Raw genomic sequence first — 20,750 nt, forward strand, 5'->3', positions numbered from 1 at the left:
TGTCTTTTGATGAGGGTTCATTTACCATACTGAAAGATAATCATTTCTAAAATAAAGGGGCTAACACTTTTCGTATAAAGGTATCAAATGAACCATAGAGTAAAAATTGTCCTCTATATGAGAAGGAGCCTTGAGGTAAGATATTCTTAAAGAAAAACGGCAATTACCGACTATCTATATACCCCTTCTCTTTTATGGAATTACCACTCCTTTATTTCTTCAATAATGGGCCGTAGGTGTATAGGACGGAACTTTCTGTATAGATCCACCGTCCTAGCGGAAGAATGACCTACATAATCAGCAATTCTCGCAATGTTTTGGTCTGTATGAAACATCCTTGTAATAAATGCTCTTCTCCACGAGTGAAGACCGTAGTTTGGATATTTTAGTTCTCCCATCAACTCACTATGCAACTCGTGTAGCCTTGAAATAGAATAAGGTAGTTTAGTATAAGGGTTCTCAAACAGATAGGTAGAGTTCCATTCTCTATACTTTTTTCTTCTATATCCTTTGGGGAAAGAATTACGAAGGTAGTGTTTTTTTATAGTTTCCGGGTGATGACCCATTCCAACTTTTCTTGGTATTCTGTCTATAATCCTACGTATGTGATTGATAGGTATTCTTCTAAACTTTTTCTTACAATAGATGCTCAACTCATCTTTATCTAAATCTAAATAAGACCAGAACTTTGAACCCCCTTCAACATTTCCCTTCTGTTTCTCCCAAGTCATAACAAGTGTTTCACTCGGTCTCAAGCCTGTAAGAGATTGTATCAACAATACATAATAATACCAGGTCGGTTTTTGTGAAGAAAGACCTAACTGATGAGTTGAATAATCAAGTTCTTCCACCTTCTTCCTTAAATAAGATATGTATTCTTTTTGATGGTCTGGTTGAGGGTATAATTCATCTTCTTCCTTTATCCTCCTCAACTCAGGCCACTCAAACTTATTTAATATGTCTAACAATACCTCATTATCAAGGTAGTTAGAACGATTTGCCCATTTAAGAAAAGTCCTTATATAAGAAAGATAAGACGACCTCGTATTCGGGGCTAGACCAATCCCATAAGGAACTCGGTTTCTTCCAAGAAACTTTTTTTTATCGTATCGTAAGTATTCATCATACTCATTTATCATTTTCCAAGTAGTCTTGTTTATATCCAATACACCATACTTTTTTGTGGTCCAATCCAACCAATTGTCTAATGATGTTTTTGTCTGTAATACAGTATAATGTGAAAGTTCGTTTTGCCTCACTCTCTTGTTGTTCCACTTGTAGAAATCAACAAGTAAGTCCCTAATAAAATATATTGGTTCTGTGGTGCTAGTCGTCTGTAATGAAAACTTCCAATCGTTCAAAAACTTTTCGTATCTATTTGTGTCTTTCTGTAAACAATAATCCATGCCAATATACTTTATTTCTCTATATCGTTTTCCATCGGCTCTCTTTTTAGAGTATTGAAAGTAGGTTTTGTATTTCTCTCCTTCATACTTTTTGTAAATACCTCCTTTTGGGTTTCTGTGTTTCTTTGGAATTATTTGATAGATACTTGCCATTATTTCCCGACCAATTACTATATGAATTTACTATCTTACTTACTATCTTACAAGATAAAATAGGAAGATACTGGTCTTAAATAATGATCGTAATATAATTTATCTATTGAAGTTATGAGCATTATTGTGTAAATTATACCATCAATATGAATCAAAATAAGCGGTTTCATGCCGTCCTCGCGATGACCCCACGATTAACCTGCTCAACTTTCTCTCTTCCCACAAGGATTTCCACAAGCTTGAATGCGAATTCCATGGCACTTCCAGCCGCCTGCCCGGTGATCACCTTTTCATCCACTTCTACCCGCTTTCCCGTGTGATGCGCCTTGACCATGAACTTGGCTTGGTTAGGATGGCTCGTCACCGCCCGTCCATCGACGACCCCCGCCTCCTCAAGCACCACAGGTGAGGCACATATGGCCGCCGTGAATTTGTTGGCATCTTTCAGGTTCTGAACGGCCTCAATGACCTGTTTCGACCGGCGTAGATTTTCCATGCCAGGCAGACCGCCGGGTAGAGCGATCATGTCGAACTCCTCCAGATTCACTCTCGAGAGAAGCGTATCGGCACGAACCGTTATCCCATGGGAACCCTCCACCATCTCCTTTCCTACACCCGCAACCAGAACGTCCACCTCGGCGCGGCGGAGAATGTCGATGATGGTGATCGCTTCGATCTCTTCAAATCCATCCGCTAAGGGAACGATAACTCTGGGCATCATTTATTCTCTCCTCGTATTGCTGAAAAATCACACGAAACTAAACATGCACGCACTCTCTCCTGACCCCTCAATCCTCCCACTATAGAAAGATCCAGTACCGATTCTCCACAGGATCTTGAGATTTTCGTCTCCTGATCAAATCGGGAAAAAGGAAAAGATTCAATGGATCATTGTTTGAGTTCACACCTCGGTTTGCGATTGCTTCCCTCCCGATCACGTTTTTGCTCACTGGGTAGTATATCTATCGTACTTTTCTTGGTCGCAAGAAAAGTACTGCAAAATCTCAAGATCCTGTGGAGAACTCCGGCTGAAAAACAATTTGGCTAAGGCCGCCCTCGTCCAGAGGAATCAATTGAACTCCTCCCCCGGCGTTGCCGGGGTCGTCAGACAGTAATTGATTCTTACCTCTGGCCGAGTTCAATCTTCCTTTCGCCAAATTCTTTTAAGGCCGTTCTTTTATTTAATCCTTGCAACGAAAAACTAAACATACACCACCTCTCCCGAGCGGTCGGACTCGATAAGCGAGACAATCTCCAGGGCGATTTGTTCCGGTCGAGTCCATTTCGAAAAATCAGCTTCCGGCATTGCCTTGCGGTTCCCAGGTGTGTCAATGGTCGTCGGCACGATGACGTTTGCGGTCACGCTGTATTCTTTCCCCTCCTGAGCCAGCGTTTTGGTCAGATTGATCACGGCTGCCTTGCTTACCGCATACGGCGCGGCTCGCGCCATTCCTTCCACTCCTGATGTGGAGCCAAAATTGATAATTCGACCGAACCCCTGAGATTTAAATATGGGAAGAATTTTCTTACAGCAATTCAGAGTGGAAATGAAGTTTAGATCAAACATTTTGGGCCAGTGGTCCGAATCCGTTTCTTCGACAAGGTTCCCCATCAAGAAGCCACCCACAAGGTTGATCCATACGTGAAAGGCATCCAGATTACGCAGTATCTCGGAAACGAGAAAGGCGACACTCGTCTGACTCAGTATGTCAGCACTTACCTCGAAATGCCCAGGTCCCACCGGATTCTCTTTCCTTGACGACGCGTTGGGAGTTTCCTTCCATTCCACCTCTATCCCACGCACCACACCAACCACGGTCTTGCACCTTTTGTCCAGCTCATTGACAACGGCCGGCCCTGTACCGCCGGAAGCCCCCGTGACGACACAAATCATCTGCTCCAATTTCATAGGATCTCCCCAGCAAGTGCGAGGATTTTCTCCCGGACGTAATCGCGGACTTCTTCTACCGACATGGACTCATAGTCCTCATAGGGAATAAACTCTCCCACCTCTACCCGTACAACCCCAGGGCGAAGACGCCAGTCCGTCTTCTGTTTGATCCGGAATGCCCCACGGAGAACCATGGGAAGAATATCTGCCCCCGATCCGAGAGCTAGATGGAAAGGTCCTTTCTTGAATTCCCTGATCTTCCCATCAAGCGTTCGCGTCCCCTCAGGAGACACCATCACCGGTATTCCCGCCTTCAGTTTCTCCCGTGCCACGTTGATACTTTTCAAGGCTTCCCGGAGATTCTTCCTCTGTATCGGGATGATGCCCCAGCGGCGCAACAGATATCCCCAGAAGGGAAGACGGAACTGATAGGACGCTCCCAGGCCCGTAAGATAACGGTACACGACGGCACCCAGCACGAAAACGTCAAACAGTGATTCATGGTTAAACATCACGATAAATGCCTCGGGACGTTTGAAACGCGCCTTCCCATTTACTCTCACTACGACCCCTATGGAAAGGAGGACGAAACGGGAGAAGATCCTCACAAGAGGATGGAGGTACCTTGGCGGAATGATAATAAAAAGTGGAATCAGAATAAGGACGCCCACCAGGAATGACACGATTCCAAGAGGCCACAAGATGAGCGAAATGATGGTGTGGCCCCACCCCAGGTTGCTTACTTCTGGGCCGGGCTCCCTCACAGTGTGTGATTCAACAGTGCCCACCAACCGGATGACCTGGACCACCAGCAGCAACAGAACCACAGTGATTCCAATGATTACGGCAATTCCCATCAAACTGCCCGCGACTCCATCTTCCCAATCCTTCGCTTCAAACGGTTCAGCCGGTGGATCAATGCCTCCACGTCACTTTGCCTGTAACGCGGGATTCGTGAGAGGGCTTCCTCCACAAGTTCACGGGCACCTGTCAGATTCTTCGTCCCGTGCTCATAATACTTCGCCAGCTCCACATACGGTAAAAGATGAAAGGCAGTAGATGAATCGATCATCTCGCGCCAGAGAGCCTCCGCTTTTCTCCATTTTCCCAGAGACTTGTACATCATGGAAAGATGGGACAGAATGATGGTTCTCTTGCGGGGCGAGGCCTCCCGCCGTCTCGCAGCTTCCAGGGACCGTACCGCCCGTTCCGTCTCCCCGTGACGCTTCAAGATTTTCCCCCGGGAGAATTCCACCATGGCATCCCGGTGAGAATCGTCTTCCTGAACCGCACGCCAGAGAAGATACATTACTGCCGACAGCGAGGTAATGTCATCTGCATTATGCCGGAAGACACGATAAAGGGGATCCGCCTTTCCCCACCGGACATAATCGAAATAGGCCTGGGGGATTTCCTCCCCCGGCAGATCGTCGTCACGATGAAACCCAAGCAGACGATACTCAATTGTTTGTAACCTACAATTATCTAGCGTAAGATTCCAGAGCTGCCGGCTGGGATGAAGAAGGTCAAGATGCTCCATGCGGGAAAAAGGATTCTCTTTGCGCTTGAGAAGGTAACGGGTCTCCAGCAGAGGAATATCGAATGCCTTCCCGTTGAACGTAACCAGGGTATTGAAGGGTCTCACAAACTGTGCGACGAGGTCGAGCATCCCCTCCTCTCTGGAATGGGAATCGGCAAAGAATTGCTCCACACGGAACTGACCCCGGTAGTAATAGCCAATTCCTATGAGAAAGGGAAGGGTTCCTCCCCCACCCGCGATTCCGGACGTTTCCGTATCCACGAAAATGGTTTTCCCGAAGTCAAACTTCCTGTGAGATGAGAACTTTCCCCATCTCGACAGCCAATCGTCGGAGATCTGGGTGACTGTTCTCAGGGAAATTCTCCCGTGACAGTAATCCCTGGGATGGCGTACCTGTGACACAAAAATATCTCCAAAGGGAGTATTGACATATTCACCATCCACAAACTCGTGGATAGCTCGACGCGCCCGGGTCACCGATTCATCGGGGAAATGTTTTGCTGCGCTGTCCTGGGAATAGAGTCGCCGGAGTGTGTTCTTGATTGTGGTGGAGCCGGTCATGAACGATTCCACCCTTCACTCTCGAGCAGGTTGAAAAGTTTATGATTAGCCCTGGGAAAGGCGAATCTGGAAATATCCGAGGGGACTATCCATCTCCCCACTGACTCATTCCTTGTCCCGGACCCGCTCAAAACAGAACAATGGTAGGCACTGAGAGTGATGGAAAAATGGGTGTAGGCGTGATCTACGCTGCCAATGGGCTTTTCAACCTCGACTCGCATACCCGTCTCTTCGGCAATTTCCCTCATGAGGGCCGCTTCCAGGGATTCACCTCGCGTGACCTTGCCCCCTGGCAGTTCCCAGAGCCCCCCTAAGAGTCCGTCTTCAGGACGTTTCTGAATAAGGAATTTTCTGTCATCCCAAATAACTCCAGCAACGATTGTCCTGTGAGGCCGGGGTTTCTTAAGAGAGCGAACGGGGAGTTCTTCTGCGATCCCCTTACGGTAGGCCAGGCAAGAATCCGTGACAGGACACGCAAAACAGTGGGGCTGATTCCTTCGGCAGACCAGACTCCCAAGCTCCATCATCGCCTGATTGAACTCCCCCGGACGATCATGGTCAATCCACTCATTGAGCCTCTTCAGGAACACCTTTTGCCCTCTGGTCACCGGATCCGTAAACGCCAGAAGCCTGGACATGAGGCGACTGACATTGCCGTCGAGAACAGGATGTACCCTCCCGAAAGCAAACGAGAGAACAGCAGCTGCGGTGTAGTCACCCACGCCGGGGAGCGGACGAAACTCCTTCCACGTCGATGGAACCTCACCGCCGTATGTCCACTGTACAATCTGACACGCCCGGTGAAAATTTCTGCACCGTGAATAATAACCGAGACCTTCCCACACCTTTAGTGTCTCGTCCTGACTCGACGACGCTACTGAGTGAATGGTTGGGAATCTCTCAAGCCAACGCCAGTAATAGGGAATCACCGTTTTCACCTGGGTTTGCTGGAGCATCACTTCCGACACCCAGATCCGGTACGGATCGCTCTCATTCCGCCACGGAAGTGACCGGCCGTGATCCCGGTACCAGGCCAGAATGACTGCCTTTTCCAACGGTTCCGTTACACCCTTCCTCTGTTAACGGGATATTCCCATCCCCTCCCAAAACACTTATTTGGCATATACAAACGATTCATGCATCTTAGGATGGATGCTTCAGGGTTGCCTTGGTGAGGCTCCAGAGAACCGTTTCGAGGGATTCGTGTACATCTTCCCTCCTCTCCGTAGACATGCCTGAGAGGACTTCCTCTCCCATGCTGTCGATGGTCCTCTCAATCTCATCTGCAAGTTCCTCTCCCTTTTCCGTGAGAGAAACGAGAGTAACCCGCCGGTCTGCTTTCGCTTTTTCCCGTCCAACCAGATCCTTATTCTCAAGCGTTCTTACCAGGCGGGTCATTGTACTGTTGTCCAGACCGAGATGACTTGAGAGAGTGGACATATCAACACCACCGTCAGGGATAGAGAGAAGGAGAAAGCACTGGGAAAGTGTCTGACGGCCTGAACAGACCCTTCGCCTGTGGAGGGTATTCAGAACAAGCGTCAATTCTCTTAGCAGTTCTCCGAATTCCATAATTGTATCTTACAACTAATCTAACATTTGGTGGCCTTCATGCCAAGGAATCAATGAGTGTTCGAAGTGCCCGGGTGTGGTCGGGTCCGGAGCCGCAGCAGCTGCCCATGATACGGGCACCCAAATCGAAGGCCGTTTTCATCTGCTCAAGGAAAAGCCCTTCTTCATAGAACTCCGCGATTTTCCCTTCGGGCGAAGGCATGGATTTTCCCAGGTTAGGATAGATTCCCGTGGGTATGGAAGTCACTCCCCGCAATTGTTCAAGGGCCTTTATGGATTGAAATATGCTGGAACAATTGACCAAAACCGCATGGGCCCCCATGTCCACGGACATGGCTGCTGCACGTATGAGAGTGTCGCCACCGAGAAGATGCTCCTCGTCCCCAAGAATGAAACTCACCCATCTTGGACAATCCATCTCCTGAGTTGCCTTCAGGGCACTTTCGGCTTCGTCGATTCGTCCCATCGTTTCTATTAACAGCAAGTCCACTTCTTCGCGAATCAGCCATTGGGCCAGCTCGGAAAACTCCGTCGCAGCCTCCCGTGTGCCCGGGAAGAGTTCCGGTCTGTAGCAGTCCTCCAGGGGCGCTATGGAACCTGCCACCCATGCGTTGCCGCCCGCCGCGGCCCTGGCAGCCTTGACGGCTCTCCTGACCAGTTTCCGTGCCCGGCGTCTGGCCGCTTCTTCATTTCCCATCACTTTCAAAAGGGTTCGGGTAGTGGTACGAAATGTAGTGGAGGTCAAAACCTCGGCCCCTGCGGAGATGTACTCCTGGTGGATGTCCACCACCATTTCCGGATGCACCTGGAGAACTGCCGCCGACCAGAGGGGAAGGGAGACGTCCGCCTTCCTCCGAAGAAGCTCCGTCCCCATGGCACCATCCAGAAGGAGGGGCGGACCCGACTCAAGCCGATCATCCAGTGTCATGGGATTAGCCCGCATTTCTCACCACCAAATCTACTGCAACGGAGAATATGTTCACGACTGCGGCGTTACACTTGAAAAACGTACTCGACGTACTGTCTAGTAAGCCTCCGTGCTTTTTTCTGCGTTGGCCTTGTATTCATAAACATCTCCTCTCCCGACGCGTTGGGACTACGTTTATGGTGAGAAAAGCGGGTTAGCGTATCTTGTAAAGCCAGGTAAACAAACTCACAAATGTTTCCGGGAAATAACGGTAAAGGGCGTACATCAGTTTGACATCCCAGGCATCGAGGATAACAAACCGGCCCTTTTTCATTCCTTTGATGAGGGATCTCACCGCATCGACAACTTCCAGGATCTTGAATTTACCTGCCCAAGCACCATAGTCGTCCCAGTGGTCTCTCACGAGGGGCGTATCAACAAGAGAGGGACACAAAACCGATATTTTTATCCCGAAGGGTTTCAGTTCATGACGGAGAGAATCGGAAAAGCGAAGTAGGGCAGCCTTACTGGCCCCGTAGGAAACCCACCTGGGAAAGCCCAGAAGGGCGGAAACGGATGCCATATTGACGATGTAACCTTCTCCCTGTTCCTTCATCACGGGAACAACGAGTCTGCAGTAGCGGGTGGCGGCAAAATAGTGGACTTCCATGTGCTGACGGATACGATCTTCAGACATATCTTCGAAATATGCCGGCCCCCCCACGCCGGCACAATTGACCATGATATCGACTCCTCCCAGCTCTTTCAAAGTGGAATCCACCACTCTCTCCACGTCCTCTTTCCGGCTGACGTCCCCTGGAACGATAATGACTGTTCCTCCGCCACCTCTCACCTCCCCGGCCACCTGTTCCAATCTGTCTTCCCTTCTGGCAGTTAGTACGATACTCACCTCAAGCCGCCCAAACTCCCGGGCAATACCCGCTCCGATTCCGCTGGAGGCCCCGGTGATAATCGCCCGCTTTCCTTTGAACTGATACTTAGCCATTCACCATTGATGAGTAATTATTAAATAGCCTTTTACTTACGCTAAGGCTGAGATTTAGGCTAAGGCTAAGGTTCAAACTAATGAATGAGAGCATTTCCAATGGATCATTTGGATGGTTCCTCAATCTTAGTTCTTGGAAATTCGACCAAAAGAGTCTTTGTCTTTCCCTTCCTTCGCCTTCGCCTAAGCCTTAGCCTCGGCACCAGTCAGATCTCAGCAGTCCGTAAGAAAAATGGTCCACCCGCTCGACGCCTATCGTTAAGTAGCCGCGCTTGATTCCTTCCAGACCGAACCCGTTTTTTTCAAGCACCCGGCTCGACGCCTCATTCTTCACAGAACAGTCCGCCTCGATGCGCTCCGTATTGGATTCCGAGAATATCTTTTGAATCGCTTCATGAACAGCTGCAGTGGCATAACCACGACCCCAGAATTCTTCGGAAATGGTATAACCTATCCGTCCAATGTTGTGTTCGAGATCCAGTTTGTCAAAAGAAATAACCCCCGTCCTTTCCCCTGTTTTCACATCAATGACAACCCATTTATGTGCCCGGTGAATGGGATGGGAGAGGTCGGTCTCGGAATATCGCCCCAACTCTTCAAGCAGTTCTTCCGCAGTGCGTATCCTTAGCGGTTGATGTTCCCGGACTAGCGGTTGACTGAGAAGCCCCTCCCAGAAATCGAGGTCCGATTCCTCGATGGGCTTCAGAACGACAGGTGGTGTTCTATCACTCATTGTTGCCTGAGACCCAGGTGGCGAATGAAATCATCATTGATTTCATCCAGTGAATTGATCACAGTATCTGCCTCCTCCAGTTCGTTTCTCGAGAAAGAACTTGCGAGGGCAACACAGATCGCGCCCGATCTCCTGGCTGATTCAATGCCGTGAACGGAATCCTCAACCACTACCACTTCCTCTGGGATTACCTGAAGCCGCTCCATCATCGTGAGATATGGCTCGGGATGAGGTTTGCCGTTCAAGATATCATCGGCACAGATGATCTCGTCAAAAATGTCTTTGATGGGTAGAACCCTGCTTATCTGACGGAAAAACCGTTTGGTCGTCGACGTGACAAGGCCTAGCAAATAATGCCCTGTCAGGCGATCTGCCAAAGCTGTAAATCCAGGCATAAACTCAAGATCGCTTACAAAAAGTTTTACCAGAAGTCGCCGACTCTCCGTGACCACCTCTGCCCGATTCCAATTTGGCTTGTATCTTTTCTCCACCCGGTCATAAAACTCTGCTTCGGTGGTCCCCTTCAGATCCTTCTGATCTTTATGGGGTATGGATATACCATACTGTTTGAACAGCAGTTTCTCCACCTTTTCATACAGGGGCTCGGAGTCGATCACAACACCATCCATATCGAACAAAATGGCCCTGATCACTTTTTCTCTCTCCGAATGGCTTCCTCAATCATGCCCCGAACCATCCTGGGAGCGGTAACGCGATTCGCCCTGGCCATGAGAAAATCCGGAACCCGTCCCGCGGGATCGATTAACAGACGGTACGATACTTCAATACCCCCCTCAGGCAGTCGTTGAATCTCCCAACCCCCCACATTTTCTCCCACATAGACGGGCGTTCCGTGGACTGCATCCATGGAGTCCAGAAAAGACCGGTTCTCTGAATTCCTGGGCACGAGAGTCCATTCATAACGGATACTGCCATCTGAGGAGTCTCCTTTTCGCGACATTCGATAGACGTAGTGCCGGTCCGAAATGAGAGGAAGATCAAGGAGGTGATAGCCCTCGATAACTTTCGGATCGCGCTTCAGGAGATCCGATCTTTCAAGATAGACATCCTCAAGAAACCGAGTATAGTTTGCCACATCTTCAATGGCGGACGCCATGGCACCGGATGAAACCGGCGCCGTTTTCTTCACCATAATGGCAGGAATTCCAAAATTCTCAACCTCCTTATTGAATACCCGCATATCCCCGTGGGTGAATGCGACTTCCGTCCAACCGGACTCTCTGTACAATTCGGCAAGAATCTCTGAAGAGGATTGACCCACGACCCACAGCGAGGGTGACAGGAGAAAGATTAACCAAAACGTCCGGACCATGGATGGCTATTTGAGGTACCGGTCAAACCAATCCAGCATGAACTTCAGCCGGACTTCCCTCCGGTCAGGTCGCCCGTGGCGGGAGAGACCGTGGGGCTCCTCAGGGAAGCGGACGTACTCCACATCCCGCTTCAAGAATTTCAGGGCCATGAACATCTGATCATCCTGCTCAACATTGCAGCGCCAATCGTCTTCACTGTGGATAATTAGAAGAGGTGTTTCGCACCGTTTGATGTAGGTGATAGGCGACCATTTCGCATAAAGTTCGGGATCATCCCAGGGCGTTGACTTGAATTCCCAGTCCATATCAAAACCAAAATCCGAGGAGCCGAACATGCTGCTCAAGTTTGAGACGCTTCTCTGGGTGACTGCCGCGGCGAACCGGTTCGTATGGGTCACCACCCAGTTTGTCATGTATCCACCATAACTGCCTCCCGTAACTCCCATCCGTTTTTCGTCCAGATATCCCAGAGATTGGGCATAGTCCACCGCCGCCATTAGGTCCTTCATGGCAGGTTCGGCCCATTTCCCCGTAATGGCATCGGCAAATTTTTCACCGTATCCCTGGCTTCCTCTCGGATTCGTGTACATGACCACATATCCGTGAGCGGCCAGAACCTGCATTTCATGAAAGAATAGTCTCCCGTACTGACACCGCGGTCCACCATGGATTTGCAGGATAAAGGGATATTTCTTCTTAACTTCCGGCGGCCTGAGGATCCAGCCTTGCAGGTCGGTCCGGCCGCTCTTGAACCAGATCTCCTCGGGGAGATTGAATTCCCGGGCGTTCAAAAAGACCTGGTTCAGGTGGGTCACCTGCTTCAGCTTCCCTGTCTTCATATTCAAGAAATAAACCTCATCGGGACTTTCTTCCTGCCCGCCGTGGATAGCAACGGTTTTTCCATCTCGATCCAATGAGAAAGTAATCACTACCATTTCGTGGATAATACTTTCAATTTCTCCCGTCTCTGCATGTACACGATAGAGCGGTGATCCCCCTTCAGAAGAAGCCGTAAAAAATATCCACTGCCCCGACCCGTCCCACACCGGCGAGGTGATCAGAAAACTGGGGGTCAGGTCCCCCAGCGTAATAGAATATGCCGTCCTGTCCAGTGCACCGGTTAAGTTCTTATAGTTCTTCCCGTTGACCCCCACCGTCCTGACGGTGTAATTGACAACGCCCCAACCCTCGTACGGCCGTGTATGTCCCAGGAAGGCCAGAGATTTGCCGTCGGGCGAAAAAGAGATTCCCTCCTTCGGTCCAGCGGGTGTCCGTATTTTCCGGATATTTCCCCCTTTCGCAGGGATAACAAACAGGTCGTCCTCCTCGAGACGGTATTGCCAATCTTTCTTCCGGTTCGAAATAAAGGCGATTCGCTTTCCATCGGGGGACCAGTTGAAGAACGTGTCATTCCAATCCCCCTTTACCACCTGGCGAGCCGCGCCGGTTCGGGCGTTGGCTGTCCAAACGTGAGTGAATTCGCTGTCAAGAAAACCTTCTCCGTCGAGGCGATACCAGATGTTCCGGATATGTCGATAAGCGGGAACTTCTGGTTTTCCCGATTCGTCAAATGTTACTTCCTTCCCAAGAGGGTGAAAGAGAAAACCGACAGTTTTTCCGTCAAAGGACCATTTCAATTGGTTGATTTTGCCCCGTGGCAGTCTGGTCAGTTTTTTCGCCTCGCCTCCCTCCATGGGGAGAAGCCAGATTTGACTCGATTCTTCCTTTTTCGACACAAAGGCGACGGTCTTCCCATCCGGTGACCACCTGGGAGCAAGGTTATTCTTCTTACCAGATGTCAGGTACCTCACGCGACCTCCCTTCGTGGGCACAGCTGCCAGATTCGTGTAATATTTCTTATCCTTCTTATGTATCGTTTCCACGACAAAAACAATCTGTTCGCCATCGGGTGAAATCTGTGGATCGTTGACCAGCTTGAAGCGGTAGAGGTCGGAAATTTGAATGGGTCTTTTCTTCATTGTCTTACCTCAATCGTGCTTGAGTCCCTCTAGTTCAGTGGAAAGACTACCCTTAACACAAACACGTTTTGTCCACCGGATTCCACGGAGGCAGCCGGGAGGTCCTGCTCGCTCCAGAACGCCACCCCGAACCCCTTCCCGATAGCGGTCCCCAGGGCCGCGCCCCCGATGACATCGGTCAGCCAGTGCTTGTTGTCGTGGATTCGTTGTACCCCAACAAGTCCAGCCACCAGGTAAAAAGGGACGCCAACCCTCCAGCCGTAGAGTCCGTGCAGGGTGGATGCCAAGGCGAAAGTTCCCGACGTATGGCCGGAGGGAAATGATGTGGGGCTGCTCCCATTCGGCCGGTGACGCCGCGTTGCCCATTTTACTGTTTCAGTTAAGGTAGCAGTAACTATGAGAGATGTCCATAAATACTTTAGCTTACTCAGACCTTGTTTCATGCTCTCCCCCCTGAGGTAGGATGTCATTCCAACACCCAGCAGGGCCAGGGGATAGGCTTGTCTTCCACCGTAAATATTCAAAGCACGCGAAAGCTGCTTGGGTAATAGACCTTCTTTTTGGCTGTATTTCTGCATGGATCGGTCGTATTGTTGCAAGAACAGAATAGAAACAGCTGCAGTTTCTATAATGATTTGATTCCCCCTGTCAACTGCCGCATGGCGTATACCGATCGCAAGATAGTCGAGATAATTGCTCGGACCGTCATCAGGGGAAACTCGGGTCTCCTGGGCAACAAGACAAGAGCAGAGAAAAGAGACGACATAGGCGCTCTTTACGTATTGAATCATCCCATGGAATCCCAGATTTGTTCAGTCATCAAATGAAATAGACCCTTCACAAATTAATATATAAGTGAGACTGAAATTAATGATGGGAAATTACCAAAATGCAACGAACATTTCCTACTTCTCCGTCTACTTTCATGATGACGAGCCGCAGATCTATCGCTGTTGACTAATGAACAAATCGCCTCCATCTGGAGTTATTGTTGCTCTATCGTTCATCATCGCCAACTTGGGATTTAGTTATGCTCTCAACAAATCGGAGGCTTTTCAAACTTTGGAGCTGGGCCTTACTGTTGACAAGAATGTCAATCGCAGTACGTTCCACGATTTCTGGAAACCTGATCTAGGTATCGAAACATTTGTAAAGACGCCATTTTATCAGGGTGACGTAGAGATAGGTTTTCAATTTATTTCATACATGGCGAAAGCCAATCGAATTCCGGACTACAAAAGCGTATATATTTATCTCGGATACGGTAAAGAATGGAGGCTACCATCACGAGTATACTGGTTCAACGGTTTCAAGATTGGAAACTACCTGATGATCTTTGAAGGTGGAAAATTGGGTGATCCCTCAAAAACTGAAAGTGAATTCAGTGCGGATCTGGTGTCTCGCATGAGTTACCCAATCCATAAGACATTGCGAATCAGTGTCTCTACTTCCTACATGATTATTTATACGCACAAGCGTATTGAGTTCGCATTCATCTCGGTTGGCACAAGCTACTCAATCAAGACACCCAAATGGATTCGCGATTTTCTGAACTGAAGAAGTCCATTCCGTTTCTGCTGCTTTGGTCAATCGCCGTTAGCCAGTCTTACTATCACAAAGAGCCCGACAAATACATCGGACGTCAAATAATCACATGGCAGACGATTCGAAATGCCGGTCTGATGAGGTTGAGTGACATTTTGTTCCTAGCAAAGGATTGGAATAGTTATACCATCGATGGGTTCACATATTACGCCACTGCAAATGGGCTATCCACCTTCCAAAGACAAACGTGGATCGTTATGTTGGATGGACACCGATTGGATTTCAATGTCTTTGATACAAAGAATCTGAACATGCTTCCCGTATCCCTAAACCAGATAGACTATGTGGAAATTATAAGCATACCTCAGGTTCACGAGGGAGAATTTACCGAGAAAGGATTACTTCATTTCCACACAAAGAAACCGAAATCCGGCCTTTCCTTTCGAACCCATTTCGCCGCGGGAAATGAAACAGGGGATTCAGGACCTTATCGCTACACCGAATTTGTAACACCAAACATTGATAAAATAGGGCCCGATTTTTCTTTCACCACTGCCTTTGGCGGCAAACACTTTTATGCCATTGCCAATTTCCCCTTCCTAGAACATTTTGCTACTGATCCCAATATTGTACAAAGAAATAGAGGTATTTCGGCAGGACAGTACCCAGAATTGGAGGTGATGGCACCTTCCCTAAGGGTAGGTTTTAGCCATGAAAAGACAAATCTTGAATTGTTTGCCGCTAATTCCTGCTCTGAGGATTACTTATTCTTCAAACCTTTGGGGCGTGAAATTCCTGTCAAAAACTTTTTTGCTCATAGAGCTGTAAGAGGCTCTCTTACAATCGGTGAGAATTCAAATGTTCATTATTACCTAAAATACTCAATAAACCAATTGGAGAGGCGAAAGAATTCGCTCGACCTTGATTTCAACTGGAGATTGAACAACATTTATACAAACGTTGAAGGCAACTATACTCGTTCATTTTACCGCGCCAAGCTAGGGGCTGGAATAGACCGGTTCTGGCGGAATTCTGGACAAGCAGAGGATAAGAACTCGATTCAAACTGCAAAACTATATACCCAATTCAACTTTCCTTTTTTTGATAATATGCACCAGAGCATTGGTGCACTCGCAGTTTTCAGTGAAGACGAAATCGCTATTAAATCGCTGATATCTAACGTTTGGAGAATCAACATGAATGAAACTCTACAATCGGTATTATCGTTTTCGCAAAGACTCTATCAAGAGGACAGTAGTGTGTGGTACTGGACGGAAAATGGTTACACCTTTCTGCCAGAAATTGGGGTCAGATATCATTCCCCAGACAGGATCAGGAAGAACAATCAAGCGACTAGTGACATAATTTGGAAACACCGTTTCAACGAGGGTTCATCGGTCGAAACTTCAGGTTCATTTCGAGTTTTTCATAATTTGTACGTGGAACAACAAGAATTTCATCTCAATGCGGAGGACAATTCTTTTTTCTCAGTTCTACCCATACAAATCCTGACAGGCCTTACCGGCAAAGTTTTTCGAGGCCAAATCACAATTGACTCCAATTTCATTCCCAGTATGGCAAACCGGTTGTCCTATAACTATCAGACAGATTTTGACAGTGATGATGGTTTTAGATCCGTATGGTGGACCCTTCCTAAGCACAATTTCAGATATTCGGTTACTTATACCCCAGTCGAAGGTTTTACAGTGTGGGCACACTTCAACTATTCTTCATCTTCGAAGTGGGTTGACTATCAGGAGATTGATGCAGAATCAAACGGAAAATATTCTTCAACTATCAATGGCATAAACACGCTAGACATGGCCGTCCAAAAACAGTTGTGGAGTAAGAAACTGGAAACGACTTTGATAGTTCGAAATATCCTTAATAAAGAGAATAAATATCACCCGATTGGAGCCTCATTCAATCTAAGCTTTCATATTCAAATACGTCTTCTTCTTGATTCGGTATAAACCTTTGGTTCAGTGGTCAACGAGAGTTCTCTAGGTAAATCTCCAACTTTGAGTTCTAGGGAACAGTGACGTTGAGGTGAACGGTGGCACCACCACGGTTGTGATCGAAAGAAATTTTGACGTTCGATAGATTCTTCCTTTGCCGGTATTTGCGGTAGGTGTCAGCAAAACCTCGACCCATCGCCAGACCCAGACCTGCGCCAAATAGGACATCACTTAAGTAATGATCATTGTCATGGATCCTACTGATACCAACAAGAACAGCCAATAGATAGGCAGCAGCTCCCACGTTCTTGCCATACAGTTCCCGCGTTACGGCTGCCACCGCAAAACTACCGGATGTATGGCCTGAAGGAAAAGAATAGCGCACAAAAAAATTGGGGTGAGTAGAACCATTGGGGCGTCTCCGCTTTACCAAGACCTTCAATAGAGCCGTTGTAAGTTCCGTACAGGCGACGATAAGACCAGCATACTCAAGTTTCTGTTTTGTAGCCAGAGGCTCTTCGTTCTTGATTCGGGCTGTCGTAAAGATGGTCGATATGACCAATATGTAAGCGTAGCTCCCACCATAATTATAGCCGAATCTGGAAACCCTGTCCGGCATTAGACCGTGGCCTACAGCATATTTTTTAACCTCTTCGTCTAAATTGAGTGAAATGAGTGAACCGACAGTTGCTGCACCCAAGATCAAGCCATTCCCGTTAAGAACCGAACTTAAGTAGCCAGATACCAGATATCGCGGAACGTGCTGTATCCAGCCGCTAAAAGAGCTGTAGGAGTCCTGACCATTGACCGGGATCACCAACATCAGTTGGAATAGAAAAAACAGCTTGAATGATTCCAGCAGCTTCTTTTCAGTTATCATACCACGCTCAGACTTTCTCAATCACAAGAAATATGTCCACCTTTTGGAATGCGGGAGGAGGCCCTCACCCTATCCATTTCCTCAGTCAATGAAACTAATTGAATGATTCCCTACTCCATGATGAGTGTCAAGAGATCGCGACTTACGTATTTGCTCTTCTCCCCCACTTCTTTGGCCGGCCCCACGCAGGAGGGGCACCCTCTAGCGCATTGGCACTGTGAAATAAGGGAAAAGGTCTGCCGTATCAGCTCCTCGTGACTATCGAACAACTGCTGGCTGAATCCCACGCCGCCCTGATAATTGTCATAGATAAAGATGGTGGGCTGAAAGAGGGAAAGAGAATCCACGGCCACTTCATCATCAGAGAGACTGCCGTCGGGAGCAGAATAGAGTCCCCGGGTCCCAAATACATTTCTCGCGTACCATCTCGACGATTTATCCCCCACGCTTCTATGAATATCGTGCACCGTGGACATTAGCTTCAGAGCTGAGACATAATGGAGTGAATTGGCTAATCCCAAAACCCCGTCCACAATATCGGATGGGGAGTACGGCAGCTTTTCCAGCAAACTCTGGGGAAGTGTAAACCAGTAGGCGGTGGTATGCATGTCAACATCCGGCAGATTAATGTTCCCGTATCCCACATTTTCCATGGTATAAAATTTGATCTTTTTGAACCCCACAGCCCGGGTGGTCACCCGCACCTCTCCCAGGGAAACGTCGATCTTACCTGACTGACGGCTCTCAAACTCGTCCAGCACCTTAACGTTGGTATAGTCGATGGCATCGGTGTAGTAGTCAGACTCAGTATCCCGGACGATGGCTTTTCGACCGTCCCAGTCGAGCTCATCAACGATGAATTCATTTCCGTCTGCCATATAGATGGCATCAGGATAAATGGTAGTGATGGCGCTCGTGTAGTCGACTTCCGCGATGATCTTCGATTCATCACGACGGTTCACCACCACAAAGTTTCCCTTTTCAATTCGCCTGAGCGAAACATTGACAGCAGGGTAGACATCTTCCATCCAGTGCCACTGATCTTCATCCAGGCGGATGGTATTTCCCTCCTGGAGAAACTCGAGAATTTCATTCACGTCCGCCGCCTCCACCTTGCCGAAGGCTTCACCTTTTCGAAAGGGCAACTCAAAGGCGGCGCATTTCAGATGATCCACCAGAATGGACAAGTTATCCGGGTTGATGCGAGCGTGCTCCGGAGAGGAACCGAAAAAATAGTTGGGATTATTCACGAGGAATTGGTCGAGAGGATTCGACCTTGCCACGAGGACGGCAAGGGCAGGACGATCTCTCCGGCCGGCTCTTCCCGCCTGCTGCCACGTTGAGGCAATGGTGCCCGGATATCCTGATAGTACGGCCGCGTCGAGACTCCCAATATCGATCCCCAGCTCAAGGGCGTTGGTGGCCACCACTCCCTTAATGCTGCCATTGCGGAGCCCCCGCTCTATTTCCCGCCGTCGATTGGGAAGATAACCGCCCCGATACCCCGCAACAAATTCACCAGATGCCAACCGTTCACGCGTCGATTCGAACTCATCCTTCAAGTACTTGGTCAGGATCTCCACGTTGAGGCGGCTCAAGGCAAAGACAATAGTGGAAATATCCCGGCCCAGGAGCGCGGTGGAGACTTTCCTCGCTTCCTTGAGATAACTCGCCCGGATCCCGAGTTGGCGGTTCACCACCGGGGGATTGTAAAAGATGAAGTACTTTTCGCTTCTTGGGGCACCCGATTCGTCCACAAGTGACATTTCCAGTTCCGTGAGGGCCTCAGCGTGCTCCTTGGGATTTGCGATAGTGGCAGAACAGCAAATGAATTGTGGCGAGGACCTGTGGAACTCGCAGACACGCTTCAGCCGGCGAATGACATTGGCCATGTGACTTCCAAAAACACCCCGATAAGTGTGCAATTCATCTATCACAACATACTTGAGATTCTGGAATAGGTTAATCCACTTGGTGTGATGCGGCAAAATACCCTGATGGAGCATGTCAGGATTCGTCACCACAATATGGCCTTGCTTCCGGATGGCCTGCCGGGCATTTTGAGGGGTATCCCCATCAAAAGTATACACCTTAATGGCCTCATCCATTTCAGCGACCGTGTCATTCAGGTCCGCTACCTGGTCCTGGGAGAGCGCTTTCGTGGGGAAAAGGTACAGTGCTCTTGAACCTGAGTCGTGAAGTATCGCCTGGAGCACGGGCAGGTTGTAGCACAACGTCTTTCCCGACGCGGTTGGGGTTACAATCGCAACGTTCTTCCCCTCACTGATGTAATCCCAACAGTCCCGCTGATGGGAATAGAGCCGGGAAATACCGTGGGATTTCACCGCTTCAACGATTCTCGTGTCGAGATTCGATGGAAAGTCAACGAACGCGGCATCCCGGGCGGAAATTTTGTGAACGTATACGATATTGGAACCTAATTCCGGGCGGGAGCGCAGGAATTCAAGAACTTGCTCAGCGGAAGTCTCTTTCATACCGGGGGGAATTTAGCCGAAAAGAAAGGTGGGAGTCAGGGGATTTTCTGTTCAGATCCAGTTATCCAGGTCCCGTTTCATCTGCGGATCTGATTGATAATGAATCGTTTCAAATCCCATGGCCTGGGCGGCTCCAACATTTTCCGGTTTATCGTCAATAAACAGTGAAGACCCGGTTTCTGCCCCGGCCAGGTCAAGGGCCCTCTGAAAGAATTCCGTTGACGGTTTTCTGACACCAATTTCAAATGAATAGACCTTTCCGGCAAAACCATCGAAATAGCCTTTCTTCTCGCCATACCGGATATGGCAGGAGTTGGTGTTGGACGCAAGCCAGACGGGATAACTCCTGGCAAGTTGTCGTGCCAGGGTCAGGGTCTTTGTGGGTTCCCCCAGCACCTGCAACCAGGCTTGAAAGAAATCATCTCTCGTGAGATTGTTCGGCTGAGGAATTGCTCTCTGATACCATCTGAAGAATTCCTCATCTGACAATTTCCCCGCTTCATAGGCGAAAAAATTGTCACCGTCGAGAGCCTTCTGGAGTTGACGGTCAGGCAGGCCTGTGCATTTCCGCAAATAATCCAGTATCCTTTCAGGAAAGACCTCAAGCAACACACCACCTATGTCGAAAAAGATATTCTTGATCATTTATAAGAAAGGCTGAGGCTAAGAATAAGGCTCAGGTTGAGGCATAGGCTAAGGTTTCTCCACAGGAGTCCCTATGGGACAACGAATGAATAAAGACGTCTCTAATGGATCCTGTGGACAGTTCCTCAATAGTATTTCTTGGAAA

General features: G+C 48.6%; 19 protein-coding genes. 2 read left to right on the plus strand and 17 right to left on the minus strand.

Translation table 11 applies throughout. The features are described from left to right. Positions 1 to 200: 200 nt before the first annotated feature. The 14 genes from V3U24_03020 to V3U24_03085 all read right to left on the minus strand — a co-directional run bounded on the left by V3U24_03020 (position 201) and on the right by V3U24_03085 (position 13,873). Positions 201 to 1,559 carry a phage integrase SAM-like domain-containing protein gene (locus V3U24_03020; protein ID MEE9166419.1) on the minus strand — a complete coding sequence of 453 codons (1,359 nt, stop codon included), beginning with the start codon at positions 1,557 to 1,559 and terminating at the stop codon, positions 201 to 203. A 166-nt stretch (positions 1,560 to 1,725) separates the two neighbouring features. Further along, positions 1,726 to 2,280, minus strand: coding sequence for a DJ-1 family glyoxalase III (locus tag V3U24_03025; GenBank protein ID MEE9166420.1), 555 nt, complete (start codon positions 2,278 to 2,280; stop codon positions 1,726 to 1,728). Positions 2,281 to 2,760: 480 nt separating this feature from the next. After that, positions 2,761 to 3,468 carry an SDR family oxidoreductase gene (locus V3U24_03030; GenBank protein MEE9166421.1) on the minus strand — a complete coding sequence of 236 codons (708 nt, stop codon included), beginning with the start codon at positions 3,466 to 3,468 and terminating at the stop codon, positions 2,761 to 2,763. Next, positions 3,465 to 4,307 carry a lysophospholipid acyltransferase family protein gene (locus V3U24_03035; protein MEE9166422.1) on the minus strand — a complete coding sequence of 281 codons (843 nt, stop codon included), beginning with the start codon at positions 4,305 to 4,307 and terminating at the stop codon, positions 3,465 to 3,467. Before V3U24_03035 ends, V3U24_03030 begins: the two co-directional genes overlap by 4 nt. Further along, positions 4,307 to 5,551 (minus strand): ribonuclease H-like domain-containing protein, encoded by a 1,245-nt coding sequence (locus V3U24_03040; protein ID MEE9166423.1) that lies wholly within the window; start codon positions 5,549 to 5,551, stop codon positions 4,307 to 4,309. Before V3U24_03040 ends, V3U24_03035 begins: the two co-directional genes overlap by 1 nt. Next, positions 5,548 to 6,606, minus strand: a complete 1,059-nt coding sequence (gene mutY, locus V3U24_03045; GenBank protein MEE9166424.1) for an A/G-specific adenine glycosylase — start codon at positions 6,604 to 6,606, stop codon at positions 5,548 to 5,550. Before mutY ends, V3U24_03040 begins: the two co-directional genes overlap by 4 nt. An 88-nt stretch (positions 6,607 to 6,694) precedes the next feature. After that, a complete protein-coding gene (locus tag V3U24_03050; protein ID MEE9166425.1) occupies positions 6,695 to 7,123 on the minus strand; it encodes a MarR family transcriptional regulator in 429 nt (142 codons plus the stop codon). A 37-nt stretch (positions 7,124 to 7,160) separates the two neighbouring features. Beyond that, entirely contained in the window at positions 7,161 to 8,066 is a 906-nt protein-coding gene (locus V3U24_03055) for a homocysteine S-methyltransferase family protein (GenBank protein MEE9166426.1), read from the minus strand. Between the two features lie 178 nt (positions 8,067 to 8,244). Next, a complete protein-coding gene (locus V3U24_03060) occupies positions 8,245 to 9,036 on the minus strand; it encodes an SDR family NAD(P)-dependent oxidoreductase (protein ID MEE9166427.1) in 792 nt (263 codons plus the stop codon). A gap of 190 nt (positions 9,037 to 9,226) precedes the next feature. Then, positions 9,227 to 9,769: a GNAT family N-acetyltransferase gene (locus tag V3U24_03065; GenBank protein ID MEE9166428.1), complete on the minus strand. Its 543-nt coding sequence runs from the start codon at positions 9,767 to 9,769 to the stop codon at positions 9,227 to 9,229. Beyond that, positions 9,766 to 10,422 carry an HAD family phosphatase gene (locus tag V3U24_03070; GenBank protein MEE9166429.1) on the minus strand — a complete coding sequence of 219 codons (657 nt, stop codon included), beginning with the start codon at positions 10,420 to 10,422 and terminating at the stop codon, positions 9,766 to 9,768. The genes V3U24_03065 and V3U24_03070 overlap by 4 nt, the downstream gene beginning before the upstream one ends. Beyond that, complete coding sequence (locus tag V3U24_03075) at positions 10,419 to 11,102, minus strand: hypothetical protein (protein MEE9166430.1); 684 nt, start codon at positions 11,100 to 11,102, stop codon at positions 10,419 to 10,421. Before V3U24_03075 ends, V3U24_03070 begins: the two co-directional genes overlap by 4 nt. Positions 11,103 to 11,108: 6 nt before the next feature. Continuing rightward, positions 11,109 to 13,082, minus strand: a complete 1,974-nt coding sequence (locus V3U24_03080) for a S9 family peptidase (protein MEE9166431.1) — start codon at positions 13,080 to 13,082, stop codon at positions 11,109 to 11,111. 29 nt (positions 13,083 to 13,111) lie between these two features. Then, positions 13,112 to 13,873 (minus strand): phosphatase PAP2 family protein, encoded by a 762-nt coding sequence (locus V3U24_03085; protein ID MEE9166432.1) that lies wholly within the window; start codon positions 13,871 to 13,873, stop codon positions 13,112 to 13,114. A 169-nt stretch (positions 13,874 to 14,042) separates the two neighbouring features. Between V3U24_03085 and V3U24_03090 the strand changes: the two genes are divergently transcribed. Both V3U24_03090 and V3U24_03095 read left to right on the plus strand, forming a co-directional pair. Further along, on the plus strand, positions 14,043 to 14,639 hold the full coding sequence (locus V3U24_03090; GenBank protein ID MEE9166433.1) for a hypothetical protein: 597 nt from the start codon (positions 14,043 to 14,045) through the stop codon (positions 14,637 to 14,639). Next, positions 14,615 to 16,600, plus strand: coding sequence for a hypothetical protein (locus tag V3U24_03095; GenBank protein ID MEE9166434.1), 1,986 nt, complete (start codon positions 14,615 to 14,617; stop codon positions 16,598 to 16,600). The genes V3U24_03090 and V3U24_03095 overlap by 25 nt, the downstream gene beginning before the upstream one ends. Positions 16,601 to 16,655: 55 nt before the next feature. Here the strand turns inward: V3U24_03095 and V3U24_03100 are convergent, their stop codons facing one another. The 3 genes from V3U24_03100 to V3U24_03110 all read right to left on the minus strand — a co-directional run bounded on the left by V3U24_03100 (position 16,656) and on the right by V3U24_03110 (position 20,605). Continuing rightward, entirely contained in the window at positions 16,656 to 17,465 is an 810-nt protein-coding gene (locus V3U24_03100) for a phosphatase PAP2 family protein (GenBank protein MEE9166435.1), read from the minus strand. A gap of 110 nt (positions 17,466 to 17,575) precedes the next feature. Next, the gene (locus V3U24_03105) at positions 17,576 to 19,960 is read right to left on the minus strand and encodes a DEAD/DEAH box helicase (GenBank protein ID MEE9166436.1); all 2,385 of its coding nucleotides are present in this window, start codon (positions 19,958 to 19,960) and stop codon (positions 17,576 to 17,578) included. Between the two features lie 51 nt (positions 19,961 to 20,011). Further along, entirely contained in the window at positions 20,012 to 20,605 is a 594-nt protein-coding gene (locus tag V3U24_03110; GenBank protein MEE9166437.1) for an HAD family phosphatase, read from the minus strand. Between the last annotated feature and the right edge of the window lie 145 nt (positions 20,606 to 20,750).

The sequence above is a fragment of the Candidatus Neomarinimicrobiota bacterium genome (genome assembly GCA_036476315.1).
In the GTDB taxonomy this organism is placed as follows: Bacteria; Fidelibacterota; Marinisomatia; order Marinisomatales; family S15-B10; genus JAZGBI01.